This is a genomic window from Streptomyces sp. NPDC059718, assembly GCF_042733315.1.
Lineage (GTDB): Bacteria > Actinomycetota > Actinomycetes > Streptomycetales > Streptomycetaceae > Actinacidiphila.
The window spans coordinates 395,525-411,291 of sequence record NZ_JBHWGA010000001.1 but is presented as its reverse complement, the minus strand read 5'-3'; the positions used below and the strand labels follow the sequence as shown (position 1 = coordinate 411,291).

At 73.6% G+C, this 15,767-nt stretch carries 19 protein-coding genes; 7 read left to right on the top strand and 12 right to left on the bottom strand.

Features of this window, described 5'->3' with window-relative positions; all coding sequences use genetic code 11:
* Positions 1 to 69: 69 nt before the first annotated feature.
* The gene (locus ACFV3E_RS01940; protein WP_500532920.1) at positions 70 to 852 is read left to right on the top strand and encodes a hypothetical protein; all 783 of its coding nucleotides are present in this window, start codon (positions 70 to 72) and stop codon (positions 850 to 852) included.
* Positions 853 to 891: 39 nt separating this feature from the next.
* Positions 892 to 1,530 (top strand): TIGR03085 family protein, encoded by a 639-nt coding sequence (locus tag ACFV3E_RS01935; RefSeq protein ID WP_499511315.1) that lies wholly within the window; start codon positions 892 to 894, stop codon positions 1,528 to 1,530.
* Positions 1,531 to 1,536: 6 nt separating this feature from the next.
* On the opposite strand, the gene ACFV3E_RS01930 is transcribed toward ACFV3E_RS01935, so the two are convergent.
* Positions 1,537 to 2,802, bottom strand: coding sequence for an MFS transporter (locus tag ACFV3E_RS01930; RefSeq protein ID WP_500532919.1), 1,266 nt, complete (start codon positions 2,800 to 2,802; stop codon positions 1,537 to 1,539).
* A 20-nt stretch (positions 2,803 to 2,822) separates the two neighbouring features.
* Positions 2,823 to 3,434 carry a winged helix-turn-helix domain-containing protein gene (locus tag ACFV3E_RS01925; protein ID WP_500532918.1) on the bottom strand — a complete coding sequence of 204 codons (612 nt, stop codon included), beginning with the start codon at positions 3,432 to 3,434 and terminating at the stop codon, positions 2,823 to 2,825.
* Between the two features lie 323 nt (positions 3,435 to 3,757).
* On the opposite strand from ACFV3E_RS01925, the gene ACFV3E_RS01920 reads away from it, so the two are divergent.
* On the top strand, positions 3,758 to 4,945 hold the full coding sequence (locus ACFV3E_RS01920; RefSeq protein ID WP_500532917.1) for an MFS transporter: 1,188 nt from the start codon (positions 3,758 to 3,760) through the stop codon (positions 4,943 to 4,945).
* Positions 4,946 to 5,273: 328 nt separating this feature from the next.
* Here ACFV3E_RS01920 and hisF read toward each other — a convergent pair whose 3' ends face one another.
* From hisF to hisD, 8 genes are read right to left on the bottom strand one after another with little or no spacing between them, the layout of a single operon-like run.
* Entirely contained in the window at positions 5,274 to 6,038 is a 765-nt protein-coding gene (gene hisF, locus ACFV3E_RS01915; RefSeq protein WP_500532916.1) for an imidazole glycerol phosphate synthase subunit HisF, read from the bottom strand.
* 5 nt (positions 6,039 to 6,043) lie between these two features.
* Positions 6,044 to 6,442: a RidA family protein gene (locus ACFV3E_RS01910; protein WP_500532915.1), complete on the bottom strand. Its 399-nt coding sequence runs from the start codon at positions 6,440 to 6,442 to the stop codon at positions 6,044 to 6,046.
* A complete protein-coding gene (priA, locus tag ACFV3E_RS01905; RefSeq protein WP_500532914.1) occupies positions 6,439 to 7,173 on the bottom strand; it encodes a bifunctional 1-(5-phosphoribosyl)-5-((5-phosphoribosylamino)methylideneamino)imidazole-4-carboxamide isomerase/phosphoribosylanthranilate isomerase PriA in 735 nt (244 codons plus the stop codon). The genes ACFV3E_RS01910 and priA overlap by 4 nt, the downstream gene beginning before the upstream one ends.
* Positions 7,174 to 7,186: 13 nt before the next feature.
* Entirely contained in the window at positions 7,187 to 7,837 is a 651-nt protein-coding gene (gene hisH / locus ACFV3E_RS01900; protein WP_500370119.1) for an imidazole glycerol phosphate synthase subunit HisH, read from the bottom strand.
* Between the two features lie 13 nt (positions 7,838 to 7,850).
* Positions 7,851 to 8,003 carry a CG2302 family histidine operon protein gene (locus tag ACFV3E_RS01895; RefSeq protein WP_450396188.1) on the bottom strand — a complete coding sequence of 51 codons (153 nt, stop codon included), beginning with the start codon at positions 8,001 to 8,003 and terminating at the stop codon, positions 7,851 to 7,853.
* Positions 8,003 to 8,596, bottom strand: coding sequence for an imidazoleglycerol-phosphate dehydratase HisB (gene hisB, locus ACFV3E_RS01890; protein WP_319661088.1), 594 nt, complete (start codon positions 8,594 to 8,596; stop codon positions 8,003 to 8,005). The genes ACFV3E_RS01895 and hisB overlap by 1 nt, the downstream gene beginning before the upstream one ends.
* Before the next feature lie 4 nt (positions 8,597 to 8,600).
* Positions 8,601 to 9,701 (bottom strand): histidinol-phosphate transaminase, encoded by a 1,101-nt coding sequence (locus ACFV3E_RS01885; RefSeq protein ID WP_500370118.1) that lies wholly within the window; start codon positions 9,699 to 9,701, stop codon positions 8,601 to 8,603.
* Positions 9,698 to 11,020, bottom strand: coding sequence for a histidinol dehydrogenase (hisD, locus tag ACFV3E_RS01880; protein WP_500532913.1), 1,323 nt, complete (start codon positions 11,018 to 11,020; stop codon positions 9,698 to 9,700). The genes ACFV3E_RS01885 and hisD overlap by 4 nt, the downstream gene beginning before the upstream one ends.
* Positions 11,021 to 11,150: 130 nt before the next feature.
* On the opposite strand from hisD, the gene ACFV3E_RS01875 reads away from it, so the two are divergent.
* From ACFV3E_RS01875 to ACFV3E_RS01860, 4 genes are all read left to right on the top strand, one after another.
* Complete coding sequence (locus tag ACFV3E_RS01875) at positions 11,151 to 12,722, top strand: oxidoreductase (protein WP_499511327.1); 1,572 nt, start codon at positions 11,151 to 11,153, stop codon at positions 12,720 to 12,722.
* 154 nt (positions 12,723 to 12,876) lie between these two features.
* The gene (locus tag ACFV3E_RS01870) at positions 12,877 to 13,584 is read left to right on the top strand and encodes an LON peptidase substrate-binding domain-containing protein (protein WP_500532912.1); all 708 of its coding nucleotides are present in this window, start codon (positions 12,877 to 12,879) and stop codon (positions 13,582 to 13,584) included.
* Positions 13,585 to 13,601: 17 nt separating this feature from the next.
* Positions 13,602 to 14,102: a Cys-tRNA(Pro) deacylase gene (gene ybaK, locus ACFV3E_RS01865; RefSeq protein WP_500532911.1), complete on the top strand. Its 501-nt coding sequence runs from the start codon at positions 13,602 to 13,604 to the stop codon at positions 14,100 to 14,102.
* 66 nt (positions 14,103 to 14,168) lie between these two features.
* A complete protein-coding gene (locus ACFV3E_RS01860; protein WP_488180945.1) occupies positions 14,169 to 14,243 on the top strand; it encodes a 50S ribosomal protein bL37 in 75 nt (24 codons plus the stop codon).
* Positions 14,244 to 14,258: 15 nt separating this feature from the next.
* Here ACFV3E_RS01860 and ACFV3E_RS01855 read toward each other — a convergent pair whose 3' ends face one another.
* Together ACFV3E_RS01855 and ACFV3E_RS01850 are read right to left on the bottom strand one after the other, a co-directional pair.
* Complete coding sequence (locus ACFV3E_RS01855) at positions 14,259 to 14,867, bottom strand: ABC transporter permease (protein ID WP_500532910.1); 609 nt, start codon at positions 14,865 to 14,867, stop codon at positions 14,259 to 14,261.
* Positions 14,868 to 14,934: 67 nt separating this feature from the next.
* Positions 14,935 to 15,651: an ABC transporter permease gene (locus ACFV3E_RS01850; protein WP_500372773.1), complete on the bottom strand. Its 717-nt coding sequence runs from the start codon at positions 15,649 to 15,651 to the stop codon at positions 14,935 to 14,937.
* Between the last annotated feature and the right edge of the window lie 116 nt (positions 15,652 to 15,767).

The following is a 15,767-nucleotide window of genomic DNA, read 5'->3' as shown; positions in this document are numbered from 1 at the left end:
CCCGCTGCGGGCGGCGTGACTTCGGCTCCTGCCCTCACCCCGCTCACCCGTATGGGGCATGCTTCGTCCATGAGTTTTCCTCCGCCGTCGCCGCCCGACGACCCGCGCTCCGGACAGGGCGGCGGTTTCGGGCCGCCCCCGGGGGGTTTCGGCCCGCCGCAGTACCAGCCCCAGCCGCAGCCGCAGTACCAGCCGCAGCCGATGCCGCCGTACCAGAACCAGCCGCAGTTCCCCGGGCCTGCTCAGCAGGGCGGCGGTTACGGCTACCCGCCGCAGCCGCCGCGCAGCGGTGGCGGCGCGAAGGTGGCCGCGATGGTCATCGGCGCGGTCGTCCTGATAGCCGTCGTGGTCGGCGGCCTGGCGATCGCGCTGAGCGGCGGCGAGGACGACGACAAGGGCGCCACCGGGTCCACGAGTAGCAGCCCCACCGCCTCGGCCCCCGCCACGCAGGACACCGCGACCGCGTCCACGGAGCCGGATCCCTCCGAGACCTTCCGCAAGTACGTCGTGCTCAGCCCCGGCCAGTGCTTCGACGATCCGGGCCTGGACAGCGGCGTCACCGAGGTCACGACGGTCTCCTGCAACGGCCCGCACGACGCCGAGGTCATCGCCAACGAGACCATCACGGGCACCTTCGACACCGAGGCCGCGCTCAAGGCCAAGGTCCTGAAGCTGTGCGAGGCGGACGCCGCCAAGCGCCTGAAGGACGTCAAGGACAACCCCGGGTACTACTACTACGCGCTGTACCCGAAGCTCTCGGGCTACCAGGTGCAGGGCAAGGACACCATCTCCTGCTCCCTGACCCTCAGCAACAAGGTGGACGGCAAGAAGCTGACGAAACCGCTGCCGTAGCTGCTGCCCACCGGCGGGGGCCGGACGTAGGCTGACGGCATGTCGACTCATGCCCAGCGTGAACGTCTGCTCCTCGCCGACCTGCTGGAGAGTGCCGGACCCGAGGCGCCAACCCTCTGCGAGGGCTGGACCACCCGCGACCTCGCCGCCCACATCGTGGTGCGGGAGCGCCGCGGTGACGCCTCGGCCGGCCTGGTCATCCCCTTCCTCGCGGACCGGTCGGAGCGTGTGCGCAAGGAGTTCGCGGAACGGCCCTTCCAGGAACTGATCCGGCTGATCCGCACCGGGCCGCCGCGGCTGTCGCCGTTCGCCCTCAAGCAGATCGACGAGGCGGCCAACACCGTCGAGTTCTTCGTCCACGCCGAGGACGTGCGCCGGGCCCAGCCGGACTGGTCGCCGCGCGAACTGGACCCCGTCTTCGCCGAACTGCTCTGGTCCCGGCTGGAGCGCTCCGCCCGGCTGCTGGGCCGCAAGGCCCCGGTCGGCGTGGTGCTGCGCCGTCCGGACGGGCAGACCGCGGTGGCGCACCGCGGCGCCCCGGTCGTCACGGTCACCGGGGAGCCCGGCGAGCTGCTGCTGTTCGCCTTCGGCCGGCAGGACTCCGCCCGGGTGGAGACCGAGGGCGACAAGGACGCGGTGACCCGGCTGTACGACGCCAGGCTCGGGATCACCGCCTGAGTCCGGCTACCGGGGGCGGCGGGCGAGTTCCGCCCGCCGCAGCGCCGGCGCGGCGAGTCCCGCGACGGCCCCCGCGGCCGCGACCGCCGCACTGGCGACGAACACCGGCTGCGGACCCCAGGCTCCGATGGCGGCCCCGGTGAGCGGGTAGCTCATCGGGGCGACGCCGAGCGAGAACAGCGCGGCCACCGAACTGACCCGGCCGAGGTAGACCGGGTCGGTGAGGGTCTGCAGCAGGGCTCCGCACAGTGCGCCGCTCAGTCCCGCCACGAGGCCGATCACGACGGCCACGGCGACCGCCCCCGGCAGCGCCGGGACGAAGGCGAAGGCGGCCACCGCGACCGCCCCCAGCCCCAGGCAGCAGGCCTGGGCCAGCCCGGCGCGCGGCAGCCGGCCGCGCACCGTCAGCAGCAGTGAGGCGGCGCCCGCGCCGGCGCCGAAGCCGCTGACGATCCAGCCGAGACCGGCGGCGCCCCAGCCCCGGTCGGCGGCGACCAGCACGAGGCCGATGTTGAACGGCCCGGCGAAACCGAGCTCGCCGACCGCGATGACGACCATGAGCGCGGTGAGCGCTCGCCGTCCGCGGATGTGGCGCAGACCGTCCACCAGTTCCTGCCACGGGGTGCCGCCCGCCTGTGCGGCCCGGTCGTCGGGCGGCAGCGGGGCCACGCGGACGGCGAGCAGCAGCACGAGCGAGACCGCGAACAGCACGCCCGCGACGGCGAACGCGGTGGGGGCGCCGCCGGTCGCGACGGCCGTGCCGCCGAGCGAGGCGCCGGCCACGTTGCCGACCCGCATCGCGATGCCCTTCATCCCGTGCAGGCGGCCCAGTTGGTCCGGGCCGGTGATGCGCGGCGGCAGGGCACCGACGGCGGGCAGGAAGACCGCGTCCACGACGCCGAAGAGCACCGCGACCACGGCCAGCGCCCACAGCCCGGGGGTGGTGAGGGCGAGCAGCGCGGCCGCCGCGAACATCACCGCACACCGGGTCAGATCACTGCCGATGACGATGCGTCGCGGCCCGAACCGGTCGGCCAGCACTCCCCCGCCGAGCATCAGCACCGCGCGCGGCACGGCGCCCGCCGCGAGGACCAGGCCGGCCCGCCCGGGGTCCCCGGCGCGGGTGGCGGCCCAGGACAGGGCGAGGAACCACACGGCGTCGCCGACGAGCGAGGCGGTGAAGGCGGCGAGCCAGCGCAGGACGTTGGCGTCCCGGTGGGCGGGGGCACGGGAGGGTGACAGGGACGGTGCGGCGGTGGCGGGCGCCGTCATGCGGTCGCCTCCTTCGGGGTTCACGGCCGGTGGGGGAATCCGTACAGGTGCACCGCGACGTGCTCACGGCCCTCGGTGTCGCCCGCCTCCTCGGCGGCGCGCCCGCGGTCGACCCAGCGCATGACCAGCTCGCCCAGCTCATCGCCGAACCGGCGCATCTCCTGCGCGGTGAGCCGGGGCATGTACTCGGAGCTGAAGGACGCGTCGGTCCACTCCTTGTCCCAGGCGAGCTGCTGGTCGAGGTAGGCGGCGTAGCGCGCGTACCGGGTGGCGAGGAGCTGCCGGGTCACCTCGCCCATGACGGCGGCGCCCTCGGGGCGGTCGGCGAAGTCCGAGGTGCGGAAGGTGAATCCGCGCTCGGAGCTGACCTTCCACCACCGCTCGCGGCCGTCCGAGCTCTGCCCGGGGGCCTCGGTGATGAAGCCGTGCGCGGCGAGCTTGCGCAGGTGGTAACTGACCAGCGACACCGCCTCGTCGACCTGGTCTGCCAGCTGGGAGGCGGTCGCGGTGCGGGCGGTGAACAGGGCGCGGTAGAGCTCGATGCGCAGCGGGTGCGTGAAGACCTTGAGCGCGTCGAGGTCGGTGATCCTGCGGGGGTCTGCGGAGGTCTCTTCCGTCTCTTCCTCGGGCATACCCGGGAGGCTAGACAGGAAAGGAAATTTGCGCAACAGAAATTGCGCAACTGATCCTGCACATCGGCGCCACGCGCGGTACGGCGGCCGGCCGGGGTGCCCACCCGGGAGGGCGACGGCGGTCAAGGCCCGTGCCATGAGGCGGACTTCGCGGCCGATGCCGAAGGGGACCTCACGCCTTCCCGCCCGGAGCCGGGCAAGCACGGCACGTACGGACCGGTTTCGGCCCCGCGGACCTCGGACGGCCGGCGGAGAACCGTGCGCCGGGTGAGACCCTGGTGCACGACGTGATCGCCGCAACGCTCGACCTCCGTGGGTGACGTGTGCCGTACCTGAAGCTGCTCCGCCGGCCCCATGTGGGCCGGTTGCTGTCCGGTTCGCTCGTCGGACGGCTGCCGACCGCGATGGCGGCCCTGGCCATCGCGCTGGCGCTCCGCGCGGCCGGCGCCGACTACCGGCTGGTGGGCGCCGCCGGGGGCATCTACGCGGTGTCCGGAGCGATCGGCGGGCCGCTGCTCGGACGGTGGGCGGACCGGCTGGGCCAGCCGCGCGTGCTGATCGTCTCGGCGCTGGTCTCGGCCGGCGGCTTCGCCGCGCTGGCCGCCGCACCGGGCAGCACGGTGGTGGCCGTGCTCGGCCCGGCCGTCGCCGGGGCCGCCTCGCCGCCGCTGGAGCCGTGCCTGCGGGCGCTCTGGCCCGACCTGGTCGAGCCGGACGAACTGGAGTCGGCGTACGCGGTGGACGCCGGCGCGCAGGAACTGGTCTTCATCGCCGGCCCGCTACTGGTCGGCGGGCTGGCGGTGCTCGGCCCGGCCCGGCTGGCGCTGCTGGCCGCGGCCGTCCTCGGGGTGGTGGGCGCGCTCTCCGTCGCGACCTCCGCGCCCTCCCGTGCCTGGGCCTCCGCCACCCGTTCCGTCGACTGGCTGGGTCCGCTGCGCAACCGGGCCCTGGTGGTGCTGCTGTGCGCGCTGGCCGGATGCGGCTGGGCCCTGGGCACGTTCAACGTCTTCGCCGTCGCCTACGCCGAGCGCCACCCGCTGCCCGGAGGCGCGGGCACCCTGCTGGCGCTGAACTCCACCGGCGCCCTGATCGGCGCCCTGCTGATCGCCGTCCTGCCCTGGCGGGCGGACGCGGCCACCAAGGCGGCCGTCACCGGTGCCGGGATGGCCGTCACCTTCTGGCCCTTCGCCCTGGTCCCCGGCCCGCTGCCGATGGTGCCGGCCGCCCTGCTGAGCGGGGTGTTCTTCGCGCCGCTGCTCACCGTGGTCTTCGGGCTCACCGGCGAACTCGCCCCGGCGGGCACCGTCACCGAGGCCTTCGCCTGGCTGGTCACCCTGGTCACCACCGGCATCGCGGGCGGCTCCGCCGTCAGCGGCCTGATCCTCGCCGACGGCTCCCTCCCCGCGGCCGCCGTCAGCGCCGCGAGCGGCGTCACCCTCACCGCCCTCACCCTCGCCGCCGCGCGGCCCCTCCTGGCCCGCGAGCGCGTCACCGTCCGGGCCGCGGGATAGTACGGGGCCGGCGTACGGGCGCGGCGCGCGGTCCGGGGCGCCTAGGCCGTGTCGTCACATGCCCGCCTGCCCCGCGACGCTCCCCCCGCTGACGCTGGGAGGTGCCCCCAGGCACGGCACTCCCCCAGCCTTCGGCCGGGGGTGCCCCCACGCTGCGTTGTCGAATCGTCCGAGTAGCCCACTACGAGGACGACTCTCCGCCTTGCGATGCACCGCACCTGGGGGCACTGGCACCTCCCAGCGGAGCTGGGGGAACCGCGGGGCCCGCCCTTCGGGCGGTGGGGGCACCTCCCAGCGGTAGCTGGGGGAGCTCATGTGACGACACGGCCTAGCGCACCGGGTGCCCGGCGTCCCGGAGGGTCCGCTTGACCTCGCCGATGCGCAGGTCGCCGAAGTGGAAGACGGAGGCGGCCAGGACGGCGTCGGCGCCGGCGGCGACGGCCGGGGGGAAGTCGGTGAGGCGGCCCGCGCCGCCGGAGGCGATGACGGGGACGGTGACGTGCTTGCGGACGGCGGCGATCATCTCCGTGTCGTAGCCGTCCCTGGTGCCGTCGGCGTCCATCGAGTTGAGCAGGATCTCGCCGGCGCCCAGTTCGGCCGCGCGGTGCGCCCACTCCACGGCGTCGATGCCGGTGCCCCGGCGGCCGCCGTGCGTGGTCACCTCGTAGCCGGACGGCGTCCCGGCGTCGGTGCGGCGGGCGTCCACGGACAGCACCAGCACCTGGCGGCCGAACCGCTCGGCGATCTCGCGCAGCAGCTCGGGCCGGGCGATCGCGGCGGTGTTGACGCCGACCTTGTCGGCCCCGGCGCGCAGCAGCTTGTCGACGTCCTCGGCGGACCGCACGCCGCCGCCGACGGTGAGCGGGATGAAGACCTGCTCGGCGGTGCGCCGCACCACGTCGTAGGTCGTCTCGCGGTTGCCGGAGGAGGCGGTGATGTCGAGGAAGGTCAGCTCGTCGGCGCCCTCGGCGTCGTACAGCTTGGCCATCTCGACGGGGTCGCCGGCGTCCCGCAGGTTCCGGAAGTTGACGCCCTTGACGACCCGGCCGTTGTCCACGTCCAGGCAGGGGATGACTCGGACCGCCAGGGTCATGGTGCTCAAGCTCCTCGGAATGCTTCCAGTTCGACTTCGACCAGGACCCGGGAGTCCACGAAACCGGAGACGACGACCACCGTCGCGGTGGGTCGCACGGCGTCGAAGAACTCCTTGTGGGCCCGGCCCACCGCGTCCACGTCGCGGGTGTGGGTGAGGTACATGCGGGTGCGGACGACCGATTCGGCGCCGAGGCCGAACTCCTCCAGCACGCCGAGCGCGTTGGTGAACGCCGTCTTCGCCTGCTCGTACGGGTCGCCCTCGCCGTACAGCATGGCGCCGACGAACGGCATCGTGCCGCCGACGAGGACCCGGTCCCCCGCCTCGACGCCACGTGCGAAACCGAACTGCTCCTCCCAGGGGCTGTCGCTCTGCACACGCCGTACGGCAGGGGTTTGGGTCATCGCGACACAGCCTCCAGAGCCTCTTCCAAGGTGAACGCCTTGGCGTACAGGGCCTTACCCACGATGGCGCCTTCGACGCCCTCCGGGACCAGAGTCGCCAGGACCCGCAGGTCGTCGAGGGAGGAGACACCGCCGGAGGCGACCACCGGCCGGTCGGTCGCGGCGCACACGTTCCTGAGCAGCTCGACGTTGGGGCCCTGGAGGGTGCCGTCCTTGTTGATGTCGGTGACGACGTAGCGGGCGCAGCCCTCGGAGTCGAGGCGGGCCAGCGTCTTATAGAGGTCCCCGCCGTCGCGGGTCCAGCCGCGGCCGCGCAGGGTGGTGCCGCGGACGTCCAGGCCGACCGCGATCCGGTCGCCGTGCTCGGCGATGACCTTGGCGACCCACTCCGGGGTCTCCAGGGCGGCGGTGCCGAGGTTGACCCGGGTGCAGCCGGTGGCGAGCGCCGCGGCCAGCGTCCCGTCGTCACGGATGCCGCCGGACAGCTCGACCTTGATGTCCATGGAGCGGGCGACCTCGGCGATCTGCCCCCGGTTGTCCCCGGTGCCGAAGGCGGCGTCCAGGTCGACCAGGTGCAGCCATTCGGCACCGGCCTGCTGCCAGGCCAGGGCGGCGGCCATCGGGTCGCCGTAGGACGTCTCGGAGCCGGACTCGCCGTGGACGAGGCGGACGGCCTGGCCGTCGCGGACGTCGACGGCGGGAAGGAGTTCGAGGCGGTGCGTCGTGCTCATGGCGGCGTACGTCCTAGTCCTTGAAGGTGTCGAGCCAGTTGGTCAGCAGCTGGGCGCCGGCGTCGCCGGACTTCTCCGGATGGAACTGGGTGGCCCACAGCGGACCGTTCTCCACCGCCGCGACGAAGGGCTCGCCGTGCGTGGCCCAGGTGACCTTCGGGACCCGGATGCCGGGGTTGGCGGTCTCCAGCTCCCAGCTGCGCACCGCGTAGGAGTGCACGAAGTAGAAGCGGGCGTCGGCGTCCAGGCCCGCGAACAGCCGGGAGTCCTCGGGCGCCTTGACGGTGTTCCAGCCCATGTGCGGCACGACCGGTGCGCGCAGCGGCTCCACGGTGCCGGGCCACTCCTCGCAGCCCTCCGTGGTGACGCCGTGCTCGACGCCCTTCTCGAAGAGGATCTGCATGCCGACGCAGATGCCCATCACGGGCCTGCCGCCCGACAGCCGGCGGCCGATGATCCACTCACCGCGCACCGCCTTCAGCCCGGCCATGCAGGCGGCGAAGGCGCCGACACCGGGGACGAGCAGTCCGTCGGCGTTCATGGCCCTGTCGAAGTCGGCGGTGATCTCCACGTCCGCGCCGACCCGGGCGAGCGCGCGCTCGGCGGAACGGACGTTGCCGAAGCCGTAGTCGAGGACCACGACCTTCTTGGCGGCCTTGCTCATCTGCCGGAACCCCCTACAGCCGCAGCAGGCCGGCCGCCAGCGACATGGCGGAGCCGACACCGAGCAGCACGACGACGCTCTTGGGCATCTTCTGCTTCCAGAAGGAGTACACCCCGCCGGCCAGGAAGAGACCGAGCAGGATGAAGAGAACGGCCGGCTTGCTCATCAGAGGGCGCCCTTCGTCGACGGGAGGATGCCCGCGGCGCGCGGGTCGCGCTCGGAGGCGTAGCGCAGGGCCCGGGCCAGCGCTTTGAACTGGCACTCCACGATGTGGTGGGCGTTGCGCCCGTACGGCACGTGGACGTGCAGCGCGATCTGCGCCTGGGCGACGAAGGACTCCAGGATGTGCCGGGTCATCGTCGTGTCGTAGGAGCCGATCATCGGCGCCATGTTCTCGGGTTCGGTGTGCACCAGGTACGGGCGGCCCGACAGGTCGACGGTGACCTGGGCCAGGGACTCGTCCAGCGGCACGGTGCAGTTGCCGAAGCGGTAGATGCCCACCTTGTCGCCGAGCGCCTGCTTGAAGGCGGCGCCCAGCGCGAGGGCGGTGTCCTCGATGGTGTGGTGGGTGTCGATGTGCAGGTCGCCCTCGGTCTTGACCGTGAGGTCGAAGAGGCCGTGGCGGCCGAGCTGGTCGAGCATGTGGTCGTAGAAGCCGACTCCGGTGGAGATCTCGGTCCTGCCGGTGCCGTCGAGGTCGAGCTCGACGACGACGGACGTCTCCTTGGTCGTGCGCTCCACGCGGCCGACGCGGGTCATGTGGTTACTGCTCCTTCTTCAGCTCGCGTACCGCTTCGAGGAACGCGTCGTTCTCGGCCGGGGTGCCCGCGGTGACCCGCAGCCAGCCCGGTACGCCGTTGTCGCGGACGAGCACGCCGCGGTCGAGGATCGCCTGCCAGGCGCGGTGGCTGTCCTCGAAGCGGCCGAACTGGACGAAGTTGGCGTCGGAGTCGGTGACCTCGCAGCCGATCGCCCGCAGCTCGCCGACCAGGCGGTCCCGCTCGGCCTTCAGCTGCTCGACGTACCCCAGCAGCGTATCGGTGTGCTCCAGGGCGGCCAGCGCGGTGGCCTGGGTGACGGCCGACAGGTGGTACGGCAGCCGCACCAGCTGGACGGCGTCCACCACCGCCGGGTCGGCGGCGAGGTAGCCCAGCCGCAGGCCGGCCGCGCCGAAGGCCTTCGACATGGTGCGGCTGACCACCATGTTGGGGCGGCCCTCGATCAGCGGCAGCAGGGACGGGCCGTGGCTGAACTCGCCGTACGCCTCGTCGACCACCACCAGGGCGGGACGGGCGGCCTGGGCGGCCTCGTACAGCGCCACGACGGTGTCGGCGGCGACGGCGGTCCCGGTCGGGTTGTTGGGCGAGGTGATGAAGACCACGTTCGGCCGCTGCTCGGCGATGACCCGCGCGGCGGCGGCCACGTCGATGGTGAAGTCCTCGCGGCGCGGGCCGGAGATCCAGCCGGTGCCGGTGCCGCGGGAGATCAGCCCGTGCATGGAGTACGAGGGCTCGAAGCCGATCGCGGTGCGCCCCGGGCCGCCGAAGGTCTGCAGCAGTTGCTGGATGACCTCGTTGGAGCCGTTGGCGGCCCACACGTTGGCGAGCCCCACCTCGTGGCCCGCGGTGCGGGTCAGGTACCCGGCCAGTTCGGTGCGGAGCTCCACCGCGTCCCGGTCGGGGTAGCGGTTGAGGTCGCGGGCGGCCTCGCGGACCCGTTCGGCGATCCGCTCGACCAGCGCCTCGGGCAGCGGGTACGGGTTCTCGTTGGTGTTCAGGCGTACGGGGACGTCGAGTTGCGGGGCGCCGTAGGGCGACATGCCGCGCAGTTCGTCCCGGATGGGCAGGTCGTCGATGCCGGTCACGGACCCGGTACCGTCCAATCGAATCGGGCGCGGACCGCGGCGCCGTGCGCGGGCAGGTCCTCGGCGTCGGCCAGGGTCACCACGTGCGCGGCGATCTCGGCGAGCGCCTCGCGGGTGTAGTCCACGACGTGGATGCCGCGCAGGAAGGACTGCACGGACAGGCCCGAGGAGTGGCAGGCGCAGCCGCCGGTGGGCAGGACGTGGTTGGAGCCCGCCGCGTAGTCGCCGAGCGAGACGGGCGCGTACGCGCCGACGAAGACCGCGCCCGCGTTGCGCACCCGGGCGGCGACGGCGGCGGCGTCCGCGGTCTGGATCTCCAGGTGCTCGGCCGCGTAGGCGTCCACCACCTGCAGGCCCTGCTCGATCCCGTCGACCAGGACGATGCCGGACTGGCGGCCGGAGAGCGCGGGGGCGATCCGGTCCTCGACGTGCTTGGTCGCGGCGACCTGGGTCACCAGCTCCTTCTCCACCGCCTCGGCGAGGTCCACGGAGTCGGTGACCAGGACGGCGGCGGCCAGCGGGTCGTGCTCGGCCTGGCTGATCAGGTCGGCGGCGACGTGCACCGGGTCGGCGGTGGCGTCGGCGAGGATGGCGATCTCGGTCGGGCCGGCCTCCGCGTCGATGCCGATGCGGCCCTTGAGCAGGCGCTTGGCGGCGGCGACCCAGATGTTGCCGGGGCCGGTGACCATGTTCACCGGACGGCACTCCTCGGTGCCGTACGCGAACATCGCGACGGCCTGGGCGCCGCCCGCGGCGTACACCTCGTCCACGCCGAGCAGCGCGCACGCGGCGAGGATCGTCGGGTGCGGGAGCCCGCCGAACTCCTTCTGCGGCGGGGAGGCGACGGCCATCGAGCCGACCTTGGCCTCCTGCGCGGGCACCACGTTCATCACCACGGAGGACGGGTAGACCGAGCGGCCGCCGGGCACGTACAGGCCCACGCGGTCCACCGGCACCCAGCGCTCGGTGACGGTGCCGCCCGGCACGACCTGCGTGGTGTGGTCGGTGCGGCGCTGCTCGCCGTGGACGAGCCGGGCGCGGCGGACCGACTCCTCCAGCGCCGCCCGCACCGTCGGGTCCAGCTCCGCCAGGGCCCGGGTCAGCGCCTCGGCCGGAACGCGCACCCGGTCGATGGTGACGCCGTCGAACTTCTCCGCGTAGTCGATCAGTGCCGCGGTGCCACGATGCTTCACGTCCTCGCAGATCGGGCGCACCTTCTCCAGTGCGGCCTCGACGTCGAGCTCGGCACGGGGCAGCAGGTCGCGGTCGACGCCGTCCGCCGGGAAGGCGTCGCCGCGCAGATCGATTCGGGAGATCACCCTCCCAAGTGTAGAGAACCGCCCTCACGGCCTTCGTCGAGTATCAGTCCGTGATACGCGTACGGGCCCCGTCCCATGATCTCCCGGGCTAGCGTTTCCGTCGTCGTCGCCAGCCACGGGAGGGAAACCGGTGACCGAGCCGTCGGACGTCGCGCCGCCGCACGACTGGAGCGCTGTGGAGCAGGGCCTGTGGGAGGCCTTCCGCCGGGGAGAGCTGTACGACCTGCGCACCGGCATCCCGGAGCGGGACGACCCGGCCGCCGACCGCTTCTGGGGACCGGACCGCACGGTGCGGGCCGAGGTGATCGCCAAGCTGCTGCTCGACGGGCCGCAGGCCGCCTCGGGGCGCGTGTCGTGCGTGAAGCTGTCCGGGGCCCAGATCAGCGGGCAGCTCAACCTCTCGGGCGGCACGGTTGTGCCGTACGTGGAGCTGCACGACTGCCGCTTCGAGCAGCAGGTGCTGCTCGCGGAGTGCAGCTTCACGACCCTGCGCATGGTGCGCTGCGCCATACCGCGGCTGGAGGCGGCCCGTCTGCACACCTCGGGGGACCTGCACCTGCCGCAGTGCACGATCGAGGGCGGGATACGGCTCACCGACGCCCACATCGGCACGGACCTGCTGCTCAACCAGATCACCCTGCGCAAGGACCGGCACGGCCGGGCGCTGGCGGCCGACGGGCTCAGCGTCGCCCAGGACGTCGAGGCCGAACTGATCGAGGCGACCGGCGAGATCAGCCTGCGCAGCGCCCGCATCGGCGGCCGGCTCAGCCTGCGCGGCAGCCGGCTGCACAACCCGTACGGGCGCTACGCGCTCAACGCGGCCCGGGTCACCGTCGAGCACACCCTCTACCTGAGCGCGGGCTACGTCGGCACCGGCGGCTCCGGCGGCGGCACCCCGCCGCTGGGCGTGCGCACCCGGCGCTTCAGCTCGGACGGCGGGGTGCGGCTGGACGACGGCCGGTTCGGCAACGCGGTGATCATCCACCAGGCGCGGTTCCGGCTCACCGGCGGCCAGCAGCTGTCACTGCGCCGGATCCAGACGCCCGAGCTGCGGCTCACCCTCGACCAGCCGCCGACCGGGACGATCTCGCTGGCCGGCGCGCGGGTGGGCAACCTCACGGACAGCCGTACCTGCTGGCCCGACGCCGGCGGTCTCGACCTGACCGGCTTCGCCTACGGCTCGCTCAGCCCCGAGGGCGCCTTCCCGCTGCGCGCCCGGATCGCCTGGCTGGCCGCGGCCACCCCGGAGTACAGCCCAGAGCCGTACGAGCACCTGTCGGCCGCCCTGCGCGCGAGCGGAGAGGACGCCGACGCCCGCGAGGTGCTGCTGGCCAAGCAACGCCGGCGCCGCGAGACCCTCCCCCTCGCGGGCAAGCTGTGGGGCTACCTGCAGGACGTGACCGTCGGCTACGGCTACCGCCCGGGCCGCGCCGCCATATGGATGGCGCTGCTCTGGGCCTTCGGCGCGGTCTTCTTCACCGCGCACGGCAGGCCCGATCCCGTCGACGGCGGCGCCTTCCCCGACTGGAACCCCTCCCTCTTCGCCCTCGACCTGCTCCTGCCGGTCATCAACCTCGGCCAGGACAACGCCTGGCGCCTGACCGGCAACGCCCAATGGGCCGCCGCGGTCCTCAGCATGCTCGGCTGGATCCTCGCCACCACGGTCGCCGCCGGCGCCTCCCGCCTCCTGCGCCGCGGCTGACGCCGTCGCGACGGCGGGCCCGGTGGACCCGGTGGACCCGGTGGACCCGGTGGACCCGGCGATGACCGCATACAGGCCGTCCGGGGCCAAAACGGGTGGTGCGGGACGAGGACGACGATGGGGGTGAACGCCGCAGGCCCTAGGATTGCTGACCGTGACCGCTCGTCTTCCGCTCTTCCCGCTCGGCTCCGTCCTCTTCCCGGGGCTCGTGCTGCCGCTGAACGTCTTCGAGGAGCGCTACCGCGCGCTCTTCCGCGACCTGCTGGCCCTGCCGGAGGACGCGCCGCGCACCTTCGGCGTCGTGGCGATCCGGGACGGCCACGAGGTCGCCCCCGCCGGGGCGCAGGAGGCCGCGGCCGGGTACGCGCCGGACCTGTCCGGGGCGCTGTACGCGCTGGGCTGCACCGCGGACGCGGCGACGATCGGGGAGCGCGAGGACGGCGGCTTCGACGTCGTGGCGACCGGTACGACGCGCTTCCGGCTGCTGTCGGTGGACGCCTCCGGCCCGTACCTGGTCGGAGAGGTCGAGGAGGTCCCGGAGGAGCCCGGCAGCGGGTCGGGGGCGCTGGCGGCCGACGTGGCCCGGGCCTTCCGCACCTACCAGAAGCGGCTGGCGGGAGCGCGGGAGCGGAGCCTGGCGGGCAGCCAGGAGCTGCCGGACGACCCGACCGTGCTGTCGTACCTGGTGGCGGCCGCGACCGTCGCCGAGACCCCGGAGAAGCAGGCCCTGCTGGAGGCCCCGGACACCGCGGCCCGGCTGGAGCGGGAACTGCGGCTGCTGCGCCGCGAGGCGGCCGTCATCAACAAGCTCGGCACCCTGCCCGCCGTGGACCTGACCCGGCAGGTCCCGAGCCCGAACTGACGTATCCTCACAGCGCCATGGCCAAGAAGAAGCAGTCATCCTCCGGCGGCACGCCCGCCACCGTCGCCCTGGAGAAGGCGGGTGCCGCCTTCACCGTGCACGCGTACGCCCATGACCCCGCCTCGGAGCTCGGCTACGGTGAGGAGGCCGCGCAGGCGCTGGGCACCTCCCCCGACCGGGTGTTCAAGACCCTCGTCGCCGACGTGGACGGGGCGCTGACCGTCGCCGTCGTCCCCGTCGCGGGCTCACTGGACCTCAAGGCGCTGGCCTCCGCGGCCGGCGGGAAGCGCGCCGGGATAGCGGATCCGGCCGCCGCCGAGCGGACCACCGGATACGTCAGGGGCGGCATCTCCCCGCTGGGGCAGCGCAAGCGGCTGCGCACCGTGGTGGACGCCTCCGCGCTGGAGCACCCCTCGGTCTTCGTCTCGGCGGGCAAGCGCGGTCTGGAGGTCGAGCTGGCGCCGCAGGACCTGGTGCGGCTCACGGACGCGGTCGTCGCGCCGATCGGTCGCGCCTGACCCCTGGACGGCGGGGCCGTACGGGCGCACTCTGCCGGGAAGCACACCCGGTTCAGGGGAGGCCCGATGTCCAAGCGCACCCGCAAGCGCAAGTGGCGGATCAAGAAGCGCAACGCCAACCACGGCAGGCGCCCGGCGTGACCTCCGGGCCCCGGGTCACGCGCCCGGGGGCGGCGGCGTCCACTGCACGGTGGGGGGCTGCTCGTCGCGCGGGCCCAACCCCGTGGTGAGCAGCAGATGGGTGAGGACGGCCCCTGTGGGCCAGGCCAGGAGCGCGCCCTTGGCCTGCAGTGCGAGGGGGCCGTCGAACACCTTCTTCGCACCGACCGCCCGGGCGTGCGCGATCAGGTCGCTGGTGGGGCCGAGCCAGGTACCCAGCCGCCAGGCGAGCAGGGAGCCCAGTACCGCGCCCACCGCCATGCCGAGGACGACGCCGACGCCCCCGCGCCGGTTGCGCCAGAAGACGACGGCCCCGGTCAGCACCCCGATGCCGAGCCCGAGCAGCGCGAAGACGCCGTCGGCGCCGATCGCCTGCTCCCCCTCGGTGTCCTTGAGGTAGACCGCCTTGCCGTCGGAGACCAGCGGGATCCGTGGCGCGAGCCACAGCCACAGCAGGCCGAGGACCACGCCCGCCACGGCCACGAGCACCGCGGTCAGCGCGCCGCTCTTGAGCTCCCGGACGGGATCCATGCGGCTCTCCTGCTGCGGGAACGGCGGCAGCGGCGCGGGCGGCCATTGATCATGGGGGGTCAGGGGTGCGGTCACCCTGCCATCGTGCCAGGTCCGTCCGTGGCACGCGGCACCGGCACCACACCGGCACCACACCCACGGGTCACCGGCAGGCCGCCCGGCGGTAGGCCCAGGTGGCCACGGCCAGCGACACCAGGCCCACGGCCGCGCACACCGACAGGTCGGTGGTGATCGCCAGCCAGTCGGGGTGGGCGTCGAAGCTGCGGATGAAGGCCTCCACGCCGTAGGTGGAGGGCAGCAGGTCCCGTACGTAGCCGATGGGCTGGGGAAGGTTGCCGGCGGGCAGCACACCCAGCAGCAGCGCCGCGGACATGCCGAGCTGACCGGCGAGGGTGGCCAGCTCCTGGCGCGGCGCGAGCAGCCCGAGCGCCGCGCCCAGCCCGGACAGCGCGGCCCCTGCCAGCGGGATGACCGCGGCGAGGATCCACAGGTGGGCGAACGGCAGCTGGAACAGCGCACAGCCGATGCCCGCCGTCACGAGCGTCCCGGGCACGGTGAAGGACGCGTACGCGCCCGCCACGCCCAGCACCACGGCGGCCGGTGGCACCGGCAGGGTGGCGTAGTGGTCGAGCCCGCCGGAGGCGCGCAGCTGCCCGAAGTACTGGGCCAGCAGGTTCAACGCCACGAAGGCGACGACCAGCACGCTCGACCCGGCGACCACCGCGCGCGCGGCCGGGCCGCCGTCGACGACGCCACGCATCATGATCATGATGCCGACCGACTGGAAGGTCGCCACGAACAGCAGCGGGATCCGGGCGACCTTCGCCCGCGACAGTTGCGCCCGGTACACCGCCGCCATCGCCGGCAGCAGCCGGGCGCGCGGGGCGAGCGTCGCGGCCGCATCGCCGAGGGGGGCGGCGGGCGCCGCGGGTGCCGCCGTCCGGGTGTCCGCTCCCGCGGAGATGATCGTCACTC

Coding starts and splice junctions, on each gene's coding strand:
- ACFV3E_RS01940 (WP_500532920.1), top strand. CDS start 70: ATGAGTTTTCCTCCGCCGTCGCCGCCCGACGACCCGCGCTCCGGACAG.
- ACFV3E_RS01935 (WP_499511315.1), top strand. CDS start 892: ATGTCGACTCATGCCCAGCGTGAACGTCTGCTCCTCGCCGACCTGCTG.
- ACFV3E_RS01930 (WP_500532919.1), bottom strand. CDS start 2,802: ATGACGGCGCCCGCCACCGCCGCACCGTCCCTGTCACCCTCCCGTGCC.
- ACFV3E_RS01925 (WP_500532918.1), bottom strand. CDS start 3,434: ATGCCCGAGGAAGAGACGGAAGAGACCTCCGCAGACCCCCGCAGGATC.
- hisF (WP_500532916.1), bottom strand. CDS start 6,038: ATGACCCTGGCGGTCCGAGTCATCCCCTGCCTGGACGTGGACAACGGC.
- ACFV3E_RS01910 (WP_500532915.1), bottom strand. CDS start 6,442: ATGACCCAAACCCCTGCCGTACGGCGTGTGCAGAGCGACAGCCCCTGG.
- priA (WP_500532914.1), bottom strand. CDS start 7,173: ATGAGCACGACGCACCGCCTCGAACTCCTTCCCGCCGTCGACGTCCGC.
- hisH (WP_500370119.1), bottom strand. CDS start 7,837: ATGAGCAAGGCCGCCAAGAAGGTCGTGGTCCTCGACTACGGCTTCGGC.
- ACFV3E_RS01895 (WP_450396188.1), bottom strand. CDS start 8,003: ATGAGCAAGCCGGCCGTTCTCTTCATCCTGCTCGGTCTCTTCCTGGCC.
- hisB (WP_319661088.1), bottom strand. CDS start 8,596: ATGACCCGCGTCGGCCGCGTGGAGCGCACGACCAAGGAGACGTCCGTC.
- ybaK (WP_500532911.1), top strand. CDS start 13,602: ATGGCCAAGAAGAAGCAGTCATCCTCCGGCGGCACGCCCGCCACCGTC.
- ACFV3E_RS01850 (WP_500372773.1), bottom strand. CDS start 15,651: ATGGCGGCGGTGTACCGGGCGCAACTGTCGCGGGCGAAGGTCGCCCGG.